Consider the following 21,505-nt stretch of genomic DNA (forward strand, 5'->3'; position numbering starts at 1 on the left):
GTCTCAGCGCCGCGGTCGGAATAGCAGGGGCGCCGTCGGTGTTCTCACCGGCATGACCCCGCTTCGCGCCGTCGCCGGCGCCACCCCCGATCAGCTCATCCTCGGCCTCGACACGTTCGGTGACGTGACATTCGACGACGCGGGCGGGCGGAAGTCGCACGCGCAGGTGCTCCGAGACGTCATCGAGCAGGCCGTTCTCGCCGACCGCCTCGGCGTCGACGCGATCATGCTCGGCGAGCATCACCGGGACGATTTCGCCCTCACATCGCCCGAGATCGTGCTCGCCGCCATCGCCGGTCGCACCGAGCGCATCCTGTTGGGCACGGGAGTGACCGTGCTCTCGAGCGACGACCCGGTGCGCGTGTACGAACGATTCGCCACCCTCGACGCTGTGAGCTCGGGTCGCGCTGAGGCGGTGCTCGGCCGGGGATCCTTCATCGAGTCATTCGCGCTCTTCGGCTACGATCTGAACGATTACGATGCGCTCTTCTCGGAGAAGCTCGACCTCTTCGCGCGGCTCCGCGAGGAGTGCCCGGTGACCTGGTCGGGGCAGCATCGCGCAGCGCTCGTCGACCAGCACGTCTACCCGAAGACCGAGCAGCCCGAGGGCGTGCGGGCGTGGGTGGGGGTGGGCGGCAGCCCCGAGTCGGTCGTGCGCTCGGTGCAGATGGGCATCCCCATGATGCTCGCGATCATCGGAGGCGACCCGTCTCGCTTCGCCCCGTTCGCGAATCTGTATCGCAAGGCCCAGCGCGAACTCGGTCGCGCAGCCATGCCGCTCGGAGTCCACTCCCCCGGACACATCGCCGAGACGGACGCCGAGGCGCGGGAGCAGCTGTGGCCGCATTTCGAGAAGAATCGCAACCGCATCGGCGCCGAGCGCGGCTGGCCGAACACCACGCGCGCAGAATTCGAGCGCGAGGCCGACAGCGGCTCGCTGTACGTCGGGTCCCCCGAGACCGTGGCTCAGCGCATCGCGGCCACGGTGCGCAGTCTCGCCGCCGATCGGTTCGACCTGAAGTACGCCAACGGCACGATGCCGCACGCGTTGCTCATGCGCAGCATCGAGCTCTACGCGACCGAGGTGATGCCGCGCGTGCGGGAGCTGCTCGCCGCGTCGTGATCTAGGCGGGGCGGATCACCCGGGCGTCGTGCACCTCGCGTGTTCCGGGTGCCACGCGCCCGTCGAGCACTCCGAGCAGCAACCGCACCGCTGATCGGCCGTACTCGCGCGCACGGAGGTCGACTCCCGCCACTCCGGGAGCGCCCGGCTCCGCGGCCATCGTGGCCATCACGAGTCGCGATCCCGGAGCTCCGCTGCCGTCGCGCTCGACGCCGGCCGTCCCCTTCGCCCCGCCCGGACGGCCGCCTCGGCCGGCCGACTGCGCGGCGAGTGCTCGGAGCACGAGGCCCTGCGCCACCCAGACGATGCCGTCGGAGCCCGAGGTGACGGCGCGGCGCATCGTCTCGGCGAGTTCCGTCTCGTCGGGGTCGAGGACTGATCGGAGCAGCACCGGCCGCGCGTCGTTCGCCGCGCACCAGGAGCGATACCCCTCCGCGACATCGTGCGCCCACGCCGGTTCGCGGTCGGCGGGGAGCGCCACCAGTGCCGGCGCCGTCGCCCCCGCCTCGGCCAAGCCGTCGAGCACTTCGGCGACGAGCGCCCGATGATCGGCGGCGATCCACGCCGAGATCCGCTGCCGCTCCGGGCCGAGGTACTCCCCGACGGTCACCACCGGGACGTCGCCGATGCGCTCGAGCAGTCGCGGGAACGCGGACGGCGTGGGATCGACCACGATCACGCCGTCCATGCTGGGTCTCCTCGCGGCACCTGGCACGGTGTCCGCGAGCAGCAGCAGGTCGCTTCCCGCCTCGGCCGCGGCGTCGGCGGCGCCGAATGCGAGTTCCATGTAGAACGACAGTTCTCTCACATCGTGCGGAACGCCCAGTCCGATGGCGCCGTTCCGGCCGCCGCGCAGGCGCTGCGCGGCTCGATTGGAGACGTACCCCATCGCAGTGGCCTCCGCGAGCACGCGGTCCCTCGTCGCCTCTGAGACGCGGCCGCTGCCGTGCAGCGCCGCCGATACGGCGGTCTTCGAGATGCCCAAGGCGCGTGCGATGTCGACGATCGTGACCCCGGATCCCTCACTCGCCATAGCCTCAGTGTACGGTCCGCGCACCGGCCCGGCGACGCGGACGAGTTGCGGGCACGACTCGCGCGACGTATATTTGCAGGCGTTGCGGGAACGTTCCCGCACTTGTGAGCGCCGTCGGCGCCCGCCGCGCTCACCCCGATCACGCGACGAAGGAGTCCCATGTCGAACACCTCTCCCCCGAATCCCGCCGCAAGCGGTCTCGCCGCACTCACGGGCAGGGTCGTCTTCGGGTTCGTCGGCACCTGGGTGTTCGCACTCATGGCCGCGAACCTCGTGCCCGTGCTCATCGCGGCGATGGTGCAAGACCTCGGTGTCGACATCGCGGCAGCCGGCGCGCTCGCGACGGGCATGACCGCCGGATCCGCGCTCGCCATGTTCGTGACGAACCGCTTCATCGCCCGCGCCGACCGGCCGAAGCTCGGACGGGTCGGCCTCCTCCTGATGATCGTCGGATACGGGTTTCCCGCCGCGATCCTCACCACACCGACCGTGATGATCGGACTGATCGTCGGCGGCATCGGCGCAGGCATCATGATCGCGACCGGCACCGCCGCAGCGTCATCGACCCGCAACCCCGATCGCACGGTGACCACGATCATGGTGATCAACCGCCTCGGCGCGGCCGCGCTGCTCGCCATCGCCCCGATCTTCCACAACGACCTGCGCACCGTGCTCATCGTGATCGCTGCGCTCGGGGTCATCGGGCTGCTGCTCGCCGGCGGCCTGCCCAACCTGCCGGCGAGCGCACTCGACGCGACCGGCGCCATCGACAGGGGCGACGGCCGGGTGCGCACCACCATCGGAGCCGCCGCTCTGGTCTTCGCCGTCTCCATCCTGCTCTGGTCGCTGACCGAAGACATGGTCTACTCGATGACGAGCGTGCTCGCGCAGCAATCCGACATCAGCCCCGAGACGAACAGCTCGCTGCTCGCCGGGAAGGTGCTCGGCGGTCTCGTCGGAGCGCTGCTCGCACCCCTCGCACTGCGCTGGCTCGGACGCAGCTGGTCATTCGCCATCATCATCGCGGTCAGCACCGTCACCAAGTTCATCATGGTGACGAGCACGACCCCGCTCGCGTACACCGTCGCGATCCTCATCTGGGGCGTCATGTACGGCGCGATCCTCGTGCTGTTCACCGGTCTCGCCGCCATCATGGACGTGACCGGCCGCACCGGAGTGCTCGTGTCGGGCTTCTACCTCGCCGGCGTCGCATTCGGCCCCCTGGTGGGCGGCCAGCTCGTCGGGCTGCTCACCCCGCTGCAGTACGCGATCACCGTGTCGATTCCCAGCGTGGTGTTCGCCGCCGCGCTCTTCGTCATCGCGCGCCGCAGCCGCAAGTTCGAGCAGGGCAACACCACTGCCGTGCCCGTCGTTCAAGCAGCGGCCGCGCACCCCGACACCGCTCCCGTCCAGCAGCACTGACCCGGAGACCAGCATGACCCACTCAGCCTCCTCCCCCGCGGCAACCGCCGAACCCTTCGAAATCGCGGACCGCGTGATCGCCGTGGACCGCATCCGCACCTTCGCGGACGCGGCGGCCTCCCACCCGGCAGACCCCGACGCCGTGGCGATCCGTGACGGCCGTATCATCGCCGTGGGCTCGCGAGACGATTTGGCGATCCACGTCGGCGACCGCACCGTCATCGACGAGCACCCCGGTGCGACGCTGGTGCCCGGCCTCGTCGACGGCCACACGCACATCGTGTTCGGGCTCGAACTGACGCGAGGCGTGCAGCTCACCGATCTCACGCTCGCAGAGGCGCAGGATCGCATCGCCGGTGCCGTTGCCGAGGCCGCTCCCGGCACGTGGATCTTCGGGTGGGGAACCGACCCGAACATCTTCACCGAGACGGGATTCACCGGAAAGCTGTTCGATGACGCCGCCGCCGGGCATCCCGCGTTCCTCCGCCTGCGCGACGCTCACTCGGCCGTGATCAACAGCGCTGGCATCGCTGCCGTCGGCCTCACCGGGCGCGAGACGTTCCCCGACGAGTCGGCGGTCGGCGTGGACGAGCAGGGCGCCCCCACCGGGTACCTGCTGGAGCTCGCCGCGATGGACCTCGTGCTGGCGCACATCCCGAGCGAGGGCACCGACGAACTCGCCGACCGGCTCGGCGTCGTGCTCGACGGGATGGCGGCGAGCGGCATCACCGGTACGCACGTTATGGACTTCCACCCGGGCAGCCGGGAGGTGCTCGAAACGCTCGAGTCGCGCGGCGACCTGCCGATCCGGCTGCGATTCTCACCGATGGTGCCGCCCGGATCGACCACGGCGACGCTGGAGCAGATCGCGGCACTGCAGGGTCTGCACGGACGCAGGTGGCGCGTGGAAGGCGTCAAGTTCATGATCGACGGCACCGTCGACAACGGGTCGGCCTGGCTGCACGAGCCCGACTGCTACGGCCAGGGGCGCCGCTCCATCTGGACCGACCCGGCAGCCTACCGGGAGGCACTCGGGTTCTTCGCGGAGCGGGGGATCGCCACGGCGACGCACGCGATCGGCGATCAGGGCGTGGCATTCGTGCTCGACGCGATCGAATCGCTCGGAGCGGTCGCCCGCCTGGCTGCGCACCGCATCGAGCACATCGAGACGATCCCCGACGGCACAGTGCCGCGCTTCGCCGAGCTCGGCGTGGCCGCCAGCATGCAGCCCATCCACGGCACGCGCCACACGCGGGCGGACCGCACCGACAACTGGTCGGTGCGACTCGGCGAGGAGCGCGCGTCGCACGGGTGGCGGTGCCGCGACATCCGAGACTCGGGGGCGGTGCTGGCGCTCGGCAGCGACTGGCCGGTCACCCCGTACGACCCGCGTGTGATGATGGCAGAGGCGATCCTCCGCGCCCCGATTGCCCGGCCCGAACTCGCCCCGATTCAGCCGGAGCAGGCGCTCACCGCAACGCAGGCGCTCGAGGGGTACACCTCCCACGCGGCCCGCGCGATCGGGGTCGTCGACGAGGGCGAGGTGCGGCCAGGCGCCCGCGCGGCGTTCACCGTATTCTCCGCAGACCCGCTCTCGGTCTCAGCGCAGGAGCTCGCCACCATCGGCGTCGTCGCGACGTACGTCGACGGGGTGCCCGTGGTGCGCTGAACCGCGCGCGGCCGGCGCCGCGCTCGCCCGTGGATGATCCGGCTTCGGTGAGGAGCTCGGTGCACGAAGCGCCTCACCGAAGCCGAATCGCTCACCGAAGCCGGGCCGGCGAAACCCCAACGGAGAAGCCCCAGCGGCGAAGCCACCGCTAATTTGGTGAGCGTCAGGCGGTCAGCCGAATCGGCTCGCGCCGTGCTCCGCCATCGCGACGGGTGAGCCAGGGTAGTACTCGAGCCGGCCCGCCGCGAGATCGAAGCCGACCGTGAGCAGCGTCGACCACTGCTCGTGCAGCGGCTCGGAGGGGTCGGGGCGGAAGCAGATGGGAGCGAACGCGCCCGCCTCACCCGCCATCGCCCGAGCGCGCTGCTCGATGGGGAGCCCAGCCATGTGCGGCCGCTGTGCGACGACGTGGTCGAAGCGCGCGTAGGTCGTCGAGGTGTCGGTCGTCGCCTCCCCCGGCACCTGGGACGGGGCGAGGAAGTTGTTCGTATGCGCGAGCCACCCCTGCTCGTCGGGGCGCACCGCAGCGAGCCCGTCCGACGAGATCTCGAAGCACGCAGCGCGGTGCTCGGCGTCCGCCCCGGCGACGACGGTGAGCACCGTCGACGCACTGGCCGGCGCCGATGCGATGATGGCCTCCGCCGCATCGACGGAGGTCGCCTCGTCGAGCACGCGCCGGGCGATCGCGTGCACCGGCACTCCCCCGACACCGCGATCGCTCGCGTGATGCAGGATGTTGAAGTGGACGCCGACGCCCGCGTCATTGACGCCGATCTTGCCGAGCACGCCGAACTCGGTGAACAGCGTGACGCGCCCCACCCTCGTGGAAGCCGACGCCCCCGCCGGGGCATCCGGCGTGTACGACATGACGAGCCCCGCGCGGCACAGGTACTCGTGCCAGTCCCAGGTCTGGATGCTCTCCGGCAGACCAGGGCCGCGCGGCGCGAAGACCGCGGTCGAGCACTCCCCCTCGGCGTCGGGTTCGACGACGGCGAGCACCTCGGTTCGGGCGTTCAGCGCGGCCAGCTGCCAGAGCGGAACCTCAGCGGCGAGCGCGGTCGCCTCGAGCTCGACGGCGAGGTGGGGAGCCCAGGCGCGCAACGCGTCGAAGCAGCTGTCTGCGATCTCGCGCACGCGATCCTCAGTGAGTCCGCGCACCCCGAAGAAGTCGAGGTAGCCACCCACGGTCTCGCGGATCTCGGCGCCGAAGCGCACCCCGATCTCGGTGCCGCGCGCTCGCGGTCCGACTCCTGCAACGGTCGTCGTGATGATGTCCATTCGTCCCCCGCTACTTCGCCGCTTCGAGCAGCGCGTCCCACATGACTTCGGAGGCGATTGCTCCGAGCGCGGTGGCATTGACCGAGAGCCGGCCTCGTGATGAGCCGGGACTGATGGGGAGGTCGATCTCATCGGTCGTCACCGCGAACAGGGTGTCGCCATCCATGTCGGTATGGAAGGGCTGGATACCCCGGTGCATCGAGCTGTGCACCTGCTTCGCGAACTGGTTCAGCTCGACGGTGCTCATCTTCACGTTCGTGATGAGCGCGCTGATGGTCGTATTGCCCGATTGCGTCTCTGCCGCCCGGTGCTCGGCGAACGCCTCGGCGTAGTCGAAGACGGGATGGCGGCGCTCTCCCGTAGCCGCATCGTAATTTCCCCGGACCACGCGCCCGGCGCGATCGAGGATGACTCCGACGGGATTCGGCACCACGACCGCGAGGATGCGCACATCCCCGATCTGCCTGAATGCGGCGCCCTGACCGGTGATCTCCGTGCGCTCCCAATCCACCTTCCCGGAAGAGGCGCTCATTCCGGCGCCGGCGCGGCCCTGCGCGAACTCGCCCTCGACCGCGAAGTCGAACGCGGCGCGGCCGAGCTCCCGGTCAGGGTAGACGGATGTGGAGCGCGCTGAGAAGTCGTAGATGATCGCCGACGAGACGAGCTGCAGGTCGGCGAACCCGGTGCGGTTCTCGAAGCGCTCGAGCAGCGCATCGCTGACACCGGCTCCTGCCTCCAACCCGTACACGGAGCCACCGGCGAGGCAGATGGCGTGATTGAAGTCGTAGCCGCCAGCGAGCCCGACTGCGCCGCCGCGCGCGTCGACCGCGGTGCGTGCGCCTGCCGGCAGGTGGATCACGGTCGCCCCGGTCGGCCCCTCCGCGTAATGCGCCGAACCGATGCGCACACCGGGGAAGTCGAAGCGCAGCCGTTCGCGTCCGTCACTCCGCTGCGGCACGAGGTCGAAGTCGCCGTTGCCCGGTCCGCCGAAGACGGGTGCGCCGGCGAGGCGCGGTGCTGGGTCGATCACCGCGCCGGAGTCGATGTCTGCGAGCGCGTGCGGTTCGTGGGATGAGGTGTTCACAGGGACTCCAGGAGTTGTTGCGAGTAGGGATGGGCCGGGGCGTCGAAGAAGTGCTCGGTGGGCGCGGTTTCGACGAGATCGCCTCGAAACAGCACGGCGACCCGGTCCGCCACGCGCTGCACCGCACCGAGATCGTGCGAGATGAAGAGCGCGCCGAAGCGGTGCTCCTGCTGGAGTTCGCGAATCAGTGACAGGATCTGCAACTGCACCGCGACGTCGAGCGCACTGACCGCTTCATCGAAGACGATGAAGCGGGGTTCCGTGATGAGTGCGCGTGCGACCGAGACTCGCTGCCGTTGCCCGCCCGAGAGTTCGTGGGGGTAGCGTTCGGCGAACCCGGGGTTCAGCCCGACATGCTCGAGCATCTCGCCCACTCTCGCCCGCTGCTGCTCGCGCGAGAGATCTCGTCTCGCGACGGTGAGCGGTTCGCGCACGGATTCGCCCACCCGTCGCCGTGGGTTGAGCGACCAGTGGGGGTGCTGGAGAACCGCTTGGATCTTGCCGGCCGTGGCTCTCCGCGACCGGCTGAGTGGTCGGCCGAGCAGACGCACCTCGCCGCTGTCGGGCGCGCGCAGTCCGAGCGCTACGGCGGCCGTCGTGGTCTTGCCCGACCCGGATTCGCCGACGAGGCCGAGGGTCTCGCCGGGAGCGACGTCGAGCGTGACGCCGTTCATCGCTCGTACCGTGCGTCGTTTCGCGCCGGCGCCACTCGTGAACGAGACGCTCACATCGCGCATCTCGAGTACCGCGTTCGTCTCGGTCGCCGTCATGAGATCTCCTCCGAATGGTGCGACGTCGCACGACTGGTGCTGGATGCGGCCCGCGCGCGATCCGGCGTCGTGCCGTCCGGTCCCTTGCGCGCCGGGATCGCCGCCACGAGGGCGCGCGTGTACTCGGCCTCTGGCGCGTCGAGCACCCGTGCGGTCGGTCCGGTCTCGACGATCCGGCCGCGGTGCATCACCACGACTCGATCGCACCACTTGCGCACGGCCCCGAGGTCGTGGCTGATCCAGATGAGACTCGCGCCTGAGCGCCGCACGAAGTCGACGATCAGTTCGAGGATCTCGTCGCGCACCTGGGCGTCGAGCGACGCGGTCGGCTCGTCGGCGATGAGGATGCGCGGTTCGCGGGCGATGGTGAGCGCGATCGCGATGCGCTGAGCCATGCCGCCAGAGACCTCGTGCGGGAACAGGCGAAGCACGCGCTCGGGTTCGAGAATCTTCACGCTCCCGAGCAGCGCTGTGAGCGAGGCCGCGTCCGTCGGGCGCCCCAGCGGGGCGAGTGCGAGCTCGAGCTGGCGCCGAATGCGCATCGTCGGGTTGAGGGAAGCGATCGGATCCTGCGGGATGAAGCCGAGCGATTCACGGCGTATCCGCCTCACATCGTCGGGGGCGAGCGATGCCAGGTCGTGCCCGAGCACGCGCACCTCGCCCGCGGTGATGCGGCATGCGCGAGGCAGCATGCGCCCGATGGCGTGGGAGATCGTCGTCTTGCCCGATCCGGATTCCCCGACGATCGCGACGAGCTCGCCGGGCGCGATGTCGAGCGAGACGTCTTCGAGGGCGCGGGTCACTCCGAGCCGCGAACGGTACTCCGCGCTGAGGCTCGAGATCGAGACGAATGGCTCGGGTGCGTCCGCGTTCATACCAGACTCCTTGTCTCGCGCGGGTCGAGGCGATCCCGCAGGGTGTCGCCCACGAGATTGATGGCGAGGATCGCCAGCACCAGCACGACGGCGGGTGCGAACAGCAGCCAGGGCGCCTGCACCATGTAGCTCGACCCCTCCTGGATCAGCAGCCCCAGCGATGACTGCGGCAGCTGCACGCCGTACCCGAGGAAACTCAAGCCGCCTTCGACCAGGATGCCGACTGACAGCGCGTAAGTGCCCTGCACTGCGATCGTGCCGCTGATGTTGGGCAGCACGTGGCGGAAGAGGATCACCGGGCCGGAGACGCCGCTGATCTTGGCGGTCGTCACGAAGTCTCGCTTCGCGACCGCCAGGGAAGCTGCACTCACCATACGCGTCATCAGCGGCACGGTCACCAGGACGATGCTCGCAAGAGCAGCAACCTGGCCAGGGCCGACGACCGCCGCGATGAGAATGGCGAGCACGATCGACGGGAACGAGTAGAGCACGTCGACGAAGCGCATGACGCCCTCGCGCGTCCACCCTCCCAGGTACCCGGCGACCATGCCGAGCACGATGCTGATCACCGCGGTGCAGAGCACGGCCACTGCGGAGAGCACGAGCGTGGTCCCGATGCCTTCGAGCAGCCGGGCGAGCACCGAGCGGCCAAGCGCATCGGTGCCGAGCAGTGCCGCCGCTGAGGGCGGGCTGAGCCGGGGGCCGACGATCTTGGCGGGGTCGCCGGCGAACGGCACGATCGCGGCGACGACGGCGATGCCGACGATCGCGGTCAGCGTCGCCACTGCGCCGACGAAGAGCCCGTCTCTGGCGGGGCGCGTGCTCGGCGGCCGCTTGCGGCGGACGAGCGGGAGCGAATACGTGGTCATGATCCTGCCTTCCCGGTGACTGCGACACGAGGGTCGAGCGCGCTCGTGATCAGATCGAGCACGAGGCTCACCACGATGAATACGGCCGCGGCGAAGAGCACCGATGCCTGCACGACGGCGAAGTCGCGGCGGTCGAGGCCGGTCACCATGAAGGAGCCGAGGCCGGGGATGTTAAAGATGGTCTCGACGATCACGGCACCGCCGAGCAGGTAAGCGGTGATGGTGGCGAGGAGGGTGAGGATGGGGATGCCGGCATTGCGCATCACATGGTTGCGAACGATGTGCCACGGCGTCTCACCTCGGGCGACCGCGGCGGCGATGTGCGGCTCGACGAGCACGTTCATCACGGCGTCGCGCGTGGTGCGGGCCGCGGCCGCGACGCAGAACACCGAGAGCACGACGGCCGGGAGCAGGAGCGCCTGGAACGTCGGCCCGAATCCCGAGCCGATGCGTGAGAAGCCGCCGACCTGAATGCCGAGCGCCAATCGGGAGAAGACGAAGACGACCACGCTGCCGAGCACGAACTCCGGCACGCTGATGCCGAGGCCCGACACGATGCGACCGACGGCACCGCCCTGTTTCGCCCCTGCGCGCACCCCGGTCCACACTCCGAGAGGGATGCCGATCACGACCGTGATGATGAGGGCCATGACGGTCAGCAGGGCCGTCACCGGGATCCGCGCGCCGAGTTCGGCGCTGACCGGGCTCTGGGTGACGAACGAGGTCCCCAGGTCGCCGGAGACGATCTGGCCGATCCAGGAGAAGTACTGGATGATGAGGGGCTGATCGAGGCCGTAGGCCGCGGCGAGTGCCGCCCGCTCCTCCGGCGAGGCGAGCGGGCCGAGAATGATGTCCTCGTAGCTTCCCGGCATCAGTCTCACCGCGGTGAAGATCAGGATCGACACACCGAGCAGGGTGATGAGCGCACTCATCACCCGCCCGGCCGACCAGCGGAGTTGTTGCAGCATGCCCGTCCTTCGTTACTCGGAAGCCGTGTCGGGAAGGCGGTACGCGGTGATGTCCCGGAAGATGTCGCCGTAGCCCTCGTTGCTCTGGATCGTCGGGCTCACCGCTCCGGCGTCGTACCCGACGATCGATGGACGGTGCACGAGCGGCACGATCTCGGAGTACTCATCCGCAGTCGCGCACAGTTCCGTGAGCACTTCGGCTCGTTCATCGGGGTCGGTGACTTCCGCTCCTTCAGCGATGAGCGCGTTGAGGTCGTCATGCTGACCGGTGAATCCGAGGTTGAAGCCGGCCTGCTCCGGATTCCACCACTTCGTCACCATCGACGGGTCGACGTACCCCGCGAACCAGCCCAGCGACAGATCGAAGTCGCCCGGTTGTGCGGTGAAGACGCGAGCGTTGTAGGTCGCGGTGTCGAATTGCTCGATGTTGACGGTGACGCCGATCTCGGCGAGCTGCTGCTGCACGAGCTGGGCGATCTGACCCATGACCGGCTCCGAGGTGTAGACGACCATGTCGAGCGTGACGTCGCCGGCGCCCGACTCCTCGATGAGCTTCTGCGCGTCTTCGACACTGGCCTGCACCGACGGGAGTGCGTCCACGGCGCACGCCCCTGGCAGGTTCGACGGGGTCGCGCCCGTCGGAGTCGTCTCACCTGCGAAGACGATATCGGCGATCGCTTGACGGTCGATCGCCGTGTTGATGGCGAACCGCACGTCTTGATCCTGCAGCGGTGAGCCTTCGACCTGGGAATTCACGTTGACGTAGTAGAAGTCGCTCTGCGTCTGATTGACGACCTGCACGTCGCCGGCATCGGCGAGCTGGGTGAGCGCGTCGATGCTGCCGAAGTTCGCAAGACCCGCGCTGCCCTCTCGCAGTGCGGCCTGACGCGTGGTCTCCTGATCGACGATCTGCAGCTCCAGCGTCTGGACGGCGAGGTCGTCGCCTCCGCGCCAATCGGCATTGGCCGTGAACGTCCACGATTCATCCTGCCGATGCGCGTCGACGACGTACGGTCCGGTGCCGAGCATCGTCGTTGCGAGGTCGAGGCTGCCGTCGTTCACCTCCTGCATGGGCAGGATCGCGGCAGGGGTGTTGGCGAGCGCCGCGAGGAACGGCGCGTAGGGGCTGCTGAGTCGCACCGTCACCTGATCGTCGCCCGTGGCCTCGATGGACTCGATCGGCCCCATCTGCCCCGACCAGACGCTCATGCTGTCGACCTGGCGCTGCAGGCTGCCGACGACGTCGTCGACGGTCACGGCCCGCCCGTTCGAGAAGGTCGCGGTCGTGTCGATGGTGAACACGTACGTGGTGTCGTCGGGCTGCTCCCAGGCAGTGGCAAGCTCGGGCTGGATCTCGAAGTTCTCGTCGGTGGTGACGAGCGTCTCGTAGACGAGGCCCATGATGCTCCATGAGCGGGCGGTCTGCGCTGTTGCCGGGTCGAGACCGTCGGCTTCGCTCGTGTCGTAGTCGAGCTGCACGGTGAGCGCGCCCTGCCCGTCGAGCGCCGAGTCGGCGACCGCCAAGAAGCCGGGAGCCGCCTCCTCCTGCGCTGCGGCTGGGCCGCTCGAAGGCGGCGCTGCACAAGAGCTGAGCATGCAGGCGAGCCCGAGTGCCAGTGCGGCGCCGGATGCGGTCCTGACGCGCGTTCGTGAGAGTTTCAACACCGTAGTGACTCCTTCGACAGACTGTGGTGAGTGGGGTTCGCAGCGTGACGAGTCCCGCGGCTCCGCTTCGGTGCGGAATGCCCTGAGTCATCAAGCTAGCTTCACAAATCGTTTTATGCAATCACGTAACCGAATTGTCATCAAACGATGCATGTATCGATTTATGCCCGCCATTGCCACTAGGGTCGTTCACAGGATGCGAGGAGAACGAATGGCCGGTCACCGCAACGTCACCATCAAGGACGTCGCCGCTCGAGCTGGCGTATCGATCACGGCGGTGTCGCACGCCCTCAACGAGAAGGGAACACTCTCCGAGGAGACTCGTGCGCGCATCCGGGAGATCGCCACCGCGATGGGCTACCAGGCCGACGCGCTCGCGCGCGGTCTCCGCCGTTCGCAGATCGGCGTCATCGGCATCGTGCTCCGACCGCTCGACGCGCTCGCGAACTACAGCCCGCCCGGCGTCGATTACTTCCTCCGCTTCGCCGGCGCCGCCGCGGTGAGCGCGCTCGACCACGGCCTCAGCCTGATGCAGGTGGCCGATCTCGTGAAGGGGCCGGTCACACCACTGGCGTTCTCACTCGACGGCTATGTCGTCACGGACCCCGTGCGCGACGACCCCGTCGTGGATCTCCTCGAGAGCCGGTCGATCCCCTACGTCACCCTCGGGCGCGACCCCGGCAAGCCCGAGGCATCGAACTGGGTCGCCTCGGACGACGCTGCCGCAACACGCACCGCGCTCGATCACCTGGCAGCAGGCGGCGCCCGCAGCATCGCTTTCGTCGGGGGCACCGACGACAACTCGTGGAACGCCGATGCCGAATCGGCGTACCTGCAGTGGTGCTCAGAACACGGCGCCACCCCGCGCCATTTCCGCAGCCCGGAGGGGCTCGGCGAGGCCGGGGGGCGGGACCTCGTTCCGCAGCTCCTCGCGAACGGCGTGCCCGATGCCATCTACTCGTTGACGGGGCGCCATGCCGCCGGAATCCAGGAGGCGATGCGAGAGCGCGGTTACGTCGCCCCCGAGCACTACCTCCTCGCCTGCGGCACGGATGCAGCGCAGACGCGAACCGCCGAGCCGCCGATCACCGCGATCGACCTGAGGCCCGAAGTGCTCGCGAGGGAGACGGTCGAGCTTCTGGCGCGAATCACGCGCGGCCAGGCCCCGGAAGGGCGGCGCCTCGTCGCCTCCGAACTCATCGTGCGGAGGTCGTCGCAACGCGCGGAGTGAGGCAGGACCAGGCGCGGTCAGCCCAGTGCAGTGCGCCGACTGCCGTGCCTCACTCTCGCGCCCGGTGCGGGCAGTCGATCCCGACCTGCTCCATCAGCTCGGCGACGTCGGGGTGCAGGTGATCCCCCTCGAGCAAGTCGTGCCGCACGCGGCCGTGCACGTCCGCCGGCATGTCTTGGCTGAGCTTGAACATCGCCGTTTCGCTCTCGATGTCGATCGTGAACGACACCACCCCGTCGAGGATCTTCTCGAACACGTGCCTCGATTCCGTGGGGTCCCACGGCTCTCCCCGCGCGCCCTCGAGCTGCGCGACGGTTTGCTCCACGACGGCGAGATTCGCCTCCGCCGCTTCGAGCACGGTGACGCGGCCGGTCAGGTGCACCGTCGCATAGTCGAGCGTCGGCACGGCCGGGGTGAACTCGTAGACGCTGGGCGACACATAGGCGTGGGACGACGCGAAGACGAGCAGCGCATGAGGCCGCTCAGCGAATTGCCGCCAGTGCGCATTCGCCGTCCCCATGTGCCCCCAGAGGCGCGTGCCGACCAGAGTCTCCCCCGGCTCGACCTCCGGTGGGAAGACGATGGGGACGTGGGTCGCGACGGGCGCCCCACCGGTCGACGTCGCGAGCACGGCGAAGGGGTGATCCCTCACGAACTCGACGATGGCGCGACCTGACGGAGCGACGTAACTCGGATAGGTGTGCATGAGGGACTCCTTGCGGCGTGAGCGGCGCTGCGCATCACATCGGACGCGGTGCGTACCGTCAGCCTAGGCAAGTAAAACGTTTTATGCCAGTGGCGCGCTGCAGGCAGCAGTGTCCCGCATGCCCATGCCAGTGCCGGCCGTCCCCCGCGGCATCGGTGCGGGATACAGCTTCGGTGAGGAGTTCGGCGAGCAAACTGTCTCACCGAAGCCGAATCGCTCACCGTAGCTGCGGCGACCCGCTGCGGGGGCCCGAAGCTGCGGCGACGCCAAGCTGCGGCCGCCCAGAGCGGCCGCGCCCGTCAGACGGTCAGCACGCGCCATTCCCCGGCTTCACTGGCCTGCGGCATGCCGTCGAAGATCCGAATCGTCCGGACGTCGGGGTCGGTGACGATCGTCGCGAGCGTGCCCCACCGATCGCCGTACTCCTTCGACATGTCGGGAATGCAGGTGAGCGGTGGCTGACCGGGTTCGGAGCGCAGCAGGCGCACGAGCTCGGTCGACGACTCCGGTACTCCAGCGGCCAGCCGCTCGCGCACGAGATCGAGCCGCTCGGTCGAATCGGGTTCGTAGATCTCGCTCTTCTGCGCCATCAGCGGCTCAGCGTGCTGGAAGTGGTTCGTTCGCTGCACCGACCCCTCGACTTCCGGTATCTCGAAGATCCCGACCGGGCTGATCTCGAGCGAGACCGCGCGCGCGGCGTCGAGCATGGTGAAGGCCGACGACGATCCGATCGGCGCCGAGCGCACCAGCGCAACCGCCTCATCGACCGAGGCGCACTCCGACAGCACCGTGCTCGACAGCAGATGCATGGGGATGCCATCCGGTCCGTCGCTCGCGTGACCGAGGATGTTGAAGTGCAGTGCCAGCCCGGCCTCGTTCACGCCGATCTTCGACAGGATCCCCTGCTCGGTGAGACCGGCATACCGCAGCCCGTGCCCCGTCACGGTGTGCGTGTGCCAGTACGCGTCGAGTTCGACGTGCCAGTCCCAGGTCTGCACGCCGAGCCGGTGATCCCCGAGGCGGGCCGTGACGGTCGAGCACTCGCTCGCGCCTCGGGTGCCGAGTGCGATCAGCTCGGTGCGCGCGTTCAGTGCGACGACGTGCTCGAACGGCACACCGGCTCCGTCAGCGACACCCCTGAGCTGCTCGAGCAGCTCGGGGCGCCACGAATCCACCGCTGCCACCACGCGAGAGACGCCATCGCGTTCCATCTCCTCGGAGACGCCCAGGATGCGGAAGAGTTCGGCGTACTTCGCGTATGCCGTCGGCAGCGAGCCGCGGAGTGCTGAGCCGCGGCTCACCCCGAGTTCATGGGCGGTCGCACCCGTGACGTCGAGGTGCAGGCGATCGGTCTGTGTAGTCATGCAGCAGTGCTTTCTGTGGAGGGTCGGGCGAGTGCCCGCGGAGCGGAGGGCGACGTCGTCGCCGGTGTCACGGCGTGCGATCAGCCCCGCCGATGAGAGCGTCGCGAAGCCCACGGCGGGGCTTCCAGCCGGGGCGGGGCGCCGAGGCGAGGAGGAGGCGGGTGTACGGATCCGTGGGGTGGTCGAGAATGTCGGAGACCGTGCCGCGCTCGATGATGCGCCCGGTGCGCATCACCACGACGTCGTCGGCGATGTCGCGCACGACCGAGAGATCGTGGGTGATGAACAGGTACGACAGGCCGTGCTCGCTCCGCAGCCGTTTCAGCAGATCCAGCACTTGCGCCTGCACCGACACGTCGAGCGCGGAGACGGCTTCGTCGAGCACGAGCACCTCCGGCTCGGCCGCGAGGGCTCGCGCGATCGCGACGCGCTGCTTCTGCCCGCCGGAGAGTGCTTCCGGCTTGGCGTCGGCGTGACGCTCGGTGAGACCGACCTCCGCGAAGAGCTCGAGCAGACGTGCGCGGCGCCCGGCCCGGTCGAGATCGGGGCGGTGCGCCTGCAGCATCTCGTTGATCGTCGCCGCGACGGGCAGGGAGCGGTTGAGCGACCCCTGCGGGTCCTGGAAGACCATCTGCACGAGTTTGGCGCGCTCGTGCAGCGCCCGTCGCGAGGTGGTGGGCCGCACGGGCGTCCCTGCGATCCGCACCTCCCCGGCGTCCGCCGTCTCGAGCCCGACGATCACGCGCGCCAGGGTCGACTTCCCGGAACCCGATTCGCCGACGACCGCGAGGCAGGTGCCGGCTCGCAGCGCGCACGAGACATCGTCGAGCGCGGTGACGCTCGCGGTGCGGCTGAGGTGGAAGGTGCGCTCGAGGTGCTCGACCTCGATGATGGGGGCTGCATCGCCCCGCGTCGCCGACTGGGCAGGGGACGTCTCGGTCATGCTCGATCCTCCGTGTTCGTCAGTGGGCCGGTGCCGGGAGCCTGTTGCGGAGCCCCATCGGGGTACAGCTGCGGCCGCGCCGACATGAGCGCCCTCGTGTACTCCGTCTTCGGCCGATCCCGGATCTCCTCAGGAGTGCCGATCTCGAGGATCTCGCCGTCCTTCATCACCGCGAGCCGGTCGCAGATCGCCGCCGCGAGGTCGAGATCGTGGGTGACGTAGATCATCGAGAGCCCGTGCTCGCGGCGCTTCTCATCGAGGATCGCGACGACCTCGGCCTGGGTGGTGACGTCGAGAGCGGTGGTCGGCTCATCGGCGAGCAGCAGCTTCGGGTCGCCCGACATGGCTCCCGCGATCACGACGCGCTGCAGCATGCCGCCCGAGAGCTGATGCGGATAGGAACGCAGCACGCGCTCCGTGTCATCGATGCCGACCTGGCGCAGCAGCTCCGCCGCACGCGTTCGCGCCTGCGCGGCGGGAAGCGAACGGGCGTCGCTCATGCCCTCGATCAGGAAGCGGCCGACCGGCAGCACGGGGTTCAGCGATCCGTGCGGATTCTGCGAGATCAGGGCGAGATCATTGGCGCGGATCCGGCGGAGTTCTTCGCCGCCCGAGCCGAGCAGGTCGGTGCCGTCGAGCTCGATGGAGCCTTCGACGCGCGCGCTCGAGGGTTCGATGCCGAGAATGCACTTCAGGGTCATCGACTTGCCCGAGCCCGATTCACCGACGAGGCCGAGCGCTTCGCCCGAGCGGAGGGTGAAGGAGTTGCCGTGCAGAATCTCGGTGGCCTGACCCGAATCCGGGTCGGTGACCGTGAGCACGAGTGAATCGACCTGCAGCATCAGCGGATCCTTCCTGCGGCACGACGTCCGCCGAGTTGCTCACCGACGTAGCCGAACGCCGCCACGGTGATGACGATGGCGAGGCCTGCGAAGATGCTCTGCTCCCAGAACCCCTGCTGCAGCGAAGCCTGACCGTTGGAGACCATGAGCCCCCAGTCGGGAGTCGGCGGTTGCACGCCGAGCCCGAGGAAGGAGAGCGCCGCGAGTTCGATCATCGCGTACCCGAAGTTGATGGTCATGCCGGTCAGAATCTGCGTGCGCACGTTGGGCAGGATGTGGCGAACGGTGATGAGGAAGCCCGAGATCCCCTGCAGGCGCGCCGAGGCGACGTAGGGCAGATTGCGCTCGCGAAGCGCCACCGAGCGGATCACGCGCGCCGAGTACGGGACGAACCCGATCGCGAGCGCCAGGGAGGCGGTGAGGATCGACGGCCCGAAGATGGCGACGGCGAGGATCGCGAGCAGCATGTTGGGGAACGCGAACAGGATGTCGAGGATGCGGCTGATGAAGGCGTCCACTTTTCCGCCGAACCAGACCGCCGTGAGTGCGAGCAGGGTCGCGAGCACCGCGGTGACGATCGTGACGATGGTCGGGCCGATGAGGCTCGTGCGGGCACCCCAGATGATCCGGGAGAGGATGTCGCGGCCCGACTGGTCGGTGCCGAGCAGGTGCGCGAGGCTCCACGCCTCATGGCGGGCCGTGACGGCGCCGGCGTACGGATCGTAGGGGGCGATGATCGGAGCGAGGATCGCCATGAGCACCACCAGCGCGATGACGATGAGGCTGCCGACGCCGACCGGCCCGAGGCGGCGCCTCAGCAGACGCCAGCCCGACACGGGCACGTCGCCCCGGTGCTTGCGGAGCAGCTGCACCGCGATGGTGTTCTGCGAGCGAGTGCCGGTGCCGGGCTCGCTCGCGGGCTTCTGGGATGTCATCGTGTCGTCACTCCCTTGCTGAGACGGACTCGGGGATCGATCACGGAGTACAGCAGATCGACGATGAGGTTGACGATGCCGAATGCGAGCACCATGACCAGCGCGATCGCCTGCACCACCGCGAAATCCTTCTTCTGAACGGAGTTCACGAGCAGCGATCCGATGCCGTCGAGCGTGAACGCGTACTCGATCACGAAGGCGCTGGCGAGCAGCCCCGCGACCTGCGTGCCGATGACGGTCGTCACCGGCAGCATCGAGTTCCGGATCGTGTGCCGCCACAGCACCAGCTGCTTCGGCACTCCGCGCGCGATCGCCATGATCACGTGCTCGGATCCCTGCTCCTCGCGCACCGCGGTTCGCGTGATCCTCGCGACCACGGCGATGCCGGGGAACGCGAGCGCGATTGCGGGGAGCGTCAGGTGCCAGAGCCGATCGAGGAATCCCTCGCCGGAGCCCGAGACGGGGAACCAGCCGAGATTGGATCCGAAGATGAACATGAGCACCAGTGCGGCGAAGAACGTGGGGACGGCGAACCCGAGGTTCGATCCGAACACGACGATCTTCTCGAACACGCCTGAACGGGTCGCGGCGAGCACGCCGAGGCCGATCCCGAACACGATGATGAGCAGGGCCGCGAAACCGGCGAGGTACAGCGTCGTCGGGATGCGGGTCGCGACGAGCGTCGTGACGTCTTGCTGAGTGACCAGCGAGCGCCCCAGGTTGCCCTGGAGCACATCGATCAGCCAATGCCAGTACCTGAGAAGGAAGGGATCGTCCAGGCCGTACTGCGCACGGATCGAGGCGAGCACCTCAGGGCTCACCGTTCGCCCCTGCACGAGGAACTGCTCGGGGCTTCCCGGAGCCAGGTACATGCCTGAGAACACGATGAAGTTCGAGACGATCAGCACGGCGAGCAGCGCGCCGAGCCGTTTGAACACGTAGACCATGGACGATCCCTTCCTGCTGGTACTCGGCTCAGGCGGTGGCGCCGAGGTCAGCGGCCCACGGGTAGTAGAGGTACACGAACGACGCAGGAGCACCGGTGATGCTCTCGTCCATGTACATGCGCACCGCGAGGTCGTTGATCGGCACCCACGGCTGCTCCTGCATGATCAGAGCCTCAGCTTCGACCGTCAGCTTCGCGCGCTCGGCATCGTCGCTCTCGCCGATGGCCGCGTCGAGCGCCGCATCGACGGCGGGATCGGAGAAGCCGGAGTAGTTCTGATCGCTGCCGGTCTTGGCGACGCTGATGAGATGCAGCAGCGGATCGGGTGCGCTCAGGTAGTTGGTGGTGACGAACCCGTCGTACCCCGCTCGCGCCTCCGGATCGGAGAAGAAGGCGCCGAACTGGGCACTCGGCACTCCGGTCGGTTCCAGCGTGATGCCGAGTTCTTTCGCGCCGTTCGCCATCTCGTTCAGGATGTCGGCGTAGAAGCTGCGCTCGCTCGGGTAGGCGATCTTGATCGGCTGGGTCAGGTCGACCTCCGCGTCCTCCAGCTCGGCCTTCGCGGCCTCGATGTCAAAGCTCAGGTCCGGGAGCTGCTCGTCGCGCAGGTCGGCGATGCCGGGCGACGTCTCTTCGACCGCGTCCCACGGCGACTGCGGGACGACCGAGCGCGCCGGTGTTCCCGTGCCCTCGTAGACGGTGTCGGCGATCGCCTGACGATCCGTGGCGCGAGTCAGCGCCCGACGCACCGCTGGGTCGCCGAAGACGCCCTCGCCGGTGGAGATGATCGCCATGTTCTGCATGCCCTGGCCGGCGTACAGCTCGCCGGTCTCGCTCGATCCCAGCTGATTCAGGGCGGGCAGCGGCACGTCGTAGGAGCCCTGGATCTCGCCGGTGCTCAGACCGTTCGCGATGGCGGTCGGGTCGACGACGAAGCCGATGCTGACCTCTTTCGCCATCGCCTTTCCGTCGGCATCCCAGTAGTCGTCGTAGCGCTCGAGCGTGATCGACTGCCCCTGCTTCCAGTTGCCCGGCGTGAACTTCAGGGGGCCGGTGCACATCACGCCGGCTTCAGGGTTTCCGTAGTTCTCGCCCGCGGCCTCGCGCTGCGCCTGCTGCACGACGACGCCGATGATCGTGCTGAGCGACGACGGCAGCGTGTAGTCGGGGGTCTGGAGCGTGATCGTGACCTCGTTCTCACCCGTGGCAGCGACCTCGGCGATATTGGCGACCACGCCACCGCCCCAGTAGCTGCCCTCGGCGGGATCGAGGTGGCGCTTGATCGAGTACACGACGTCGTCGACCGTCATCGGTGTGCCGTCCCAGAACGTCACGTCGTCGCGGATGCCGAAGACCCAGGTCTTCCCGTCATCGGTGTTGGACTCGGTCGCGAGGTTCGGCTGCACCGAGAAGTCCGGCTGCATCTCGAAGAGCGGCTCGCAGAGGTTCGACACGATCGTGTTCTCGGGATAGTTGAAGGCCTTGACCGGGTCGAGGCTGGCGAGCTCACCGTAGGTCGAGTTCCAGGCGACGGTGTCGGCTTCCGCGGTGGCCTCCGGCGTGGTCTGCAGCAGCTCCGTGTCTTCCGACGGTGTCGCGGCGTCACCTCCGCGGCTTCCGGTCGCGCAGCCCGCGAGGGCGAGGCCCCCGACGGCAAGCAGGGCGATAGACGCCCGAATCGGTGCGAATTTCACGTTGTTCTCCATTCGAAGTTTCATCGTTGAAGCTCCTCATCCCGACACCCGCCGAGCGAAGACCCACCGGCGATGCTAGCACCCAAAA

The 21,505-nt window shown here is 68.6% G+C and carries 19 protein-coding genes; 4 read left to right on the plus strand and 15 right to left on the minus strand.

Annotation, left to right across the window (positions count from 1 at the left end; translation table 11 throughout):
• Positions 1-52 precede the first annotated feature (52 nt).
• A complete protein-coding gene (locus JSQ98_RS08040; RefSeq protein ID WP_211649132.1) occupies positions 53-1,123 on the plus strand; it encodes an LLM class flavin-dependent oxidoreductase in 1,071 nt (356 codons plus the stop codon).
• A gap of 1 nt (position 1,124) precedes the next feature.
• Here the strand turns inward: JSQ98_RS08040 and JSQ98_RS08045 are convergent, their stop codons facing one another.
• Entirely contained in the window at positions 1,125-2,156 is a 1,032-nt protein-coding gene (locus JSQ98_RS08045; protein ID WP_211649134.1) for a LacI family DNA-binding transcriptional regulator, read from the minus strand.
• A 159-nt stretch (positions 2,157-2,315) separates the two neighbouring features.
• Between JSQ98_RS08045 and JSQ98_RS08050 the strand changes: the two genes are divergently transcribed.
• The gene (locus tag JSQ98_RS08050) at positions 2,316-3,578 is read left to right on the plus strand and encodes an MFS transporter (protein WP_211649136.1); all 1,263 of its coding nucleotides are present in this window, start codon (positions 2,316-2,318) and stop codon (positions 3,576-3,578) included.
• 13 nt (positions 3,579-3,591) lie between these two features.
• Positions 3,592-5,247, plus strand: coding sequence for an amidohydrolase (locus tag JSQ98_RS08055; protein ID WP_211649138.1), 1,656 nt, complete (start codon positions 3,592-3,594; stop codon positions 5,245-5,247).
• 171 nt (positions 5,248-5,418) lie between these two features.
• Here JSQ98_RS08055 and JSQ98_RS08060 read toward each other — a convergent pair whose 3' ends face one another.
• Genes JSQ98_RS08060 through JSQ98_RS08090 form a run of 7 tightly spaced genes read right to left on the minus strand, consistent with a single transcriptional unit; the run spans position 5,419 to position 12,756 of the window.
• Complete coding sequence (locus JSQ98_RS08060; RefSeq protein ID WP_211649140.1) at positions 5,419-6,525, minus strand: C45 family autoproteolytic acyltransferase/hydrolase; 1,107 nt, start codon at positions 6,523-6,525, stop codon at positions 5,419-5,421.
• 10 nt (positions 6,526-6,535) lie between these two features.
• Positions 6,536-7,609, minus strand: a complete 1,074-nt coding sequence (locus tag JSQ98_RS08065; protein ID WP_211649142.1) for an endo-type 6-aminohexanoate oligomer hydrolase — start codon at positions 7,607-7,609, stop codon at positions 6,536-6,538.
• Positions 7,606-8,379: an ABC transporter ATP-binding protein gene (locus JSQ98_RS08070; RefSeq protein ID WP_211649144.1), complete on the minus strand. Its 774-nt coding sequence runs from the start codon at positions 8,377-8,379 to the stop codon at positions 7,606-7,608. Before JSQ98_RS08070 ends, JSQ98_RS08065 begins: the two co-directional genes overlap by 4 nt.
• Positions 8,376-9,254 carry an ABC transporter ATP-binding protein gene (locus tag JSQ98_RS08075; RefSeq protein ID WP_249290780.1) on the minus strand — a complete coding sequence of 293 codons (879 nt, stop codon included), beginning with the start codon at positions 9,252-9,254 and terminating at the stop codon, positions 8,376-8,378. The genes JSQ98_RS08070 and JSQ98_RS08075 overlap by 4 nt, the downstream gene beginning before the upstream one ends.
• Complete coding sequence (locus JSQ98_RS08080; protein WP_211649146.1) at positions 9,251-10,123, minus strand: ABC transporter permease; 873 nt, start codon at positions 10,121-10,123, stop codon at positions 9,251-9,253. Before JSQ98_RS08080 ends, JSQ98_RS08075 begins: the two co-directional genes overlap by 4 nt.
• A complete protein-coding gene (locus JSQ98_RS08085) occupies positions 10,120-11,091 on the minus strand; it encodes an ABC transporter permease (protein ID WP_211649148.1) in 972 nt (323 codons plus the stop codon). The genes JSQ98_RS08080 and JSQ98_RS08085 overlap by 4 nt, the downstream gene beginning before the upstream one ends.
• A 12-nt stretch (positions 11,092-11,103) precedes the next feature.
• On the minus strand, positions 11,104-12,756 hold the full coding sequence (locus tag JSQ98_RS08090; protein ID WP_211649150.1) for an ABC transporter substrate-binding protein: 1,653 nt from the start codon (positions 12,754-12,756) through the stop codon (positions 11,104-11,106).
• Between the two features lie 211 nt (positions 12,757-12,967).
• On the opposite strand from JSQ98_RS08090, the gene JSQ98_RS08095 reads away from it, so the two are divergent.
• Entirely contained in the window at positions 12,968-13,987 is a 1,020-nt protein-coding gene (locus JSQ98_RS08095; protein WP_211649152.1) for a LacI family DNA-binding transcriptional regulator, read from the plus strand.
• A 49-nt stretch (positions 13,988-14,036) separates the two neighbouring features.
• Here JSQ98_RS08095 and JSQ98_RS08100 read toward each other — a convergent pair whose 3' ends face one another.
• The 7 genes from JSQ98_RS08100 to JSQ98_RS08130 all read right to left on the minus strand — a co-directional run bounded on the left by JSQ98_RS08100 (position 14,037) and on the right by JSQ98_RS08130 (position 21,441).
• Complete coding sequence (locus JSQ98_RS08100; RefSeq protein WP_211649154.1) at positions 14,037-14,693, minus strand: FMN-binding negative transcriptional regulator; 657 nt, start codon at positions 14,691-14,693, stop codon at positions 14,037-14,039.
• 299 nt (positions 14,694-14,992) lie between these two features.
• Positions 14,993-16,057: a C45 family autoproteolytic acyltransferase/hydrolase gene (locus tag JSQ98_RS08105; protein ID WP_211649156.1), complete on the minus strand. Its 1,065-nt coding sequence runs from the start codon at positions 16,055-16,057 to the stop codon at positions 14,993-14,995.
• Between the two features lie 67 nt (positions 16,058-16,124).
• A complete protein-coding gene (locus tag JSQ98_RS08110; RefSeq protein WP_211649158.1) occupies positions 16,125-17,000 on the minus strand; it encodes an ABC transporter ATP-binding protein in 876 nt (291 codons plus the stop codon).
• Positions 16,997-17,842 carry an ABC transporter ATP-binding protein gene (locus JSQ98_RS08115; RefSeq protein ID WP_211649159.1) on the minus strand — a complete coding sequence of 282 codons (846 nt, stop codon included), beginning with the start codon at positions 17,840-17,842 and terminating at the stop codon, positions 16,997-16,999. The genes JSQ98_RS08110 and JSQ98_RS08115 overlap by 4 nt, the downstream gene beginning before the upstream one ends.
• On the minus strand, positions 17,842-18,777 hold the full coding sequence (locus JSQ98_RS08120) for an ABC transporter permease (protein WP_090152131.1): 936 nt from the start codon (positions 18,775-18,777) through the stop codon (positions 17,842-17,844). Before JSQ98_RS08120 ends, JSQ98_RS08115 begins: the two co-directional genes overlap by 1 nt.
• On the minus strand, positions 18,774-19,724 hold the full coding sequence (locus JSQ98_RS08125; protein ID WP_211649161.1) for an ABC transporter permease: 951 nt from the start codon (positions 19,722-19,724) through the stop codon (positions 18,774-18,776). The genes JSQ98_RS08120 and JSQ98_RS08125 overlap by 4 nt, the downstream gene beginning before the upstream one ends.
• Before the next feature lie 28 nt (positions 19,725-19,752).
• Entirely contained in the window at positions 19,753-21,441 is a 1,689-nt protein-coding gene (locus JSQ98_RS08130; RefSeq protein ID WP_234037525.1) for an ABC transporter substrate-binding protein, read from the minus strand.
• Positions 21,442-21,505: the final 64 nt, after the last annotated feature.

The organism is Leucobacter manosquensis, assembly GCF_018304845.1.
In the GTDB taxonomy this organism is placed as follows: Bacteria; Actinomycetota; Actinomycetes; order Actinomycetales; family Microbacteriaceae; genus Leucobacter; species Leucobacter alluvii.

Coding starts and splice junctions, on each gene's coding strand:
- JSQ98_RS08040 (WP_211649132.1), top strand. CDS start 53: ATGACCCCGCTTCGCGCCGTCGCCGGCGCCACCCCCGATCAGCTCATC.
- JSQ98_RS08045 (WP_211649134.1), bottom strand. CDS start 2,156: ATGGCGAGTGAGGGATCCGGGGTCACGATCGTCGACATCGCACGCGCC.
- JSQ98_RS08050 (WP_211649136.1), top strand. CDS start 2,316: ATGTCGAACACCTCTCCCCCGAATCCCGCCGCAAGCGGTCTCGCCGCA.
- JSQ98_RS08055 (WP_211649138.1), top strand. CDS start 3,592: ATGACCCACTCAGCCTCCTCCCCCGCGGCAACCGCCGAACCCTTCGAA.
- JSQ98_RS08060 (WP_211649140.1), bottom strand. CDS start 6,525: ATGGACATCATCACGACGACCGTTGCAGGAGTCGGACCGCGAGCGCGC.
- JSQ98_RS08070 (WP_211649144.1), bottom strand. CDS start 8,379: ATGACGGCGACCGAGACGAACGCGGTACTCGAGATGCGCGATGTGAGC.
- JSQ98_RS08075 (WP_249290780.1), bottom strand. CDS start 9,254: ATGAACGCGGACGCACCCGAGCCATTCGTCTCGATCTCGAGCCTCAGC.
- JSQ98_RS08080 (WP_211649146.1), bottom strand. CDS start 10,123: ATGACCACGTATTCGCTCCCGCTCGTCCGCCGCAAGCGGCCGCCGAGC.
- JSQ98_RS08085 (WP_211649148.1), bottom strand. CDS start 11,091: ATGCTGCAACAACTCCGCTGGTCGGCCGGGCGGGTGATGAGTGCGCTC.
- JSQ98_RS08095 (WP_211649152.1), top strand. CDS start 12,968: ATGGCCGGTCACCGCAACGTCACCATCAAGGACGTCGCCGCTCGAGCT.
- JSQ98_RS08100 (WP_211649154.1), bottom strand. CDS start 14,693: ATGCACACCTATCCGAGTTACGTCGCTCCGTCAGGTCGCGCCATCGTC.
- JSQ98_RS08105 (WP_211649156.1), bottom strand. CDS start 16,057: ATGACTACACAGACCGATCGCCTGCACCTCGACGTCACGGGTGCGACC.
- JSQ98_RS08110 (WP_211649158.1), bottom strand. CDS start 17,000: ATGACCGAGACGTCCCCTGCCCAGTCGGCGACGCGGGGCGATGCAGCC.
- JSQ98_RS08115 (WP_211649159.1), bottom strand. CDS start 17,842: ATGCTGCAGGTCGATTCACTCGTGCTCACGGTCACCGACCCGGATTCG.
- JSQ98_RS08120 (WP_090152131.1), bottom strand. CDS start 18,777: ATGACATCCCAGAAGCCCGCGAGCGAGCCCGGCACCGGCACTCGCTCG.
- JSQ98_RS08125 (WP_211649161.1), bottom strand. CDS start 19,724: ATGGTCTACGTGTTCAAACGGCTCGGCGCGCTGCTCGCCGTGCTGATC.
- JSQ98_RS08130 (WP_234037525.1), bottom strand. CDS start 21,441: ATGAAACTTCGAATGGAGAACAACGTGAAATTCGCACCGATTCGGGCG.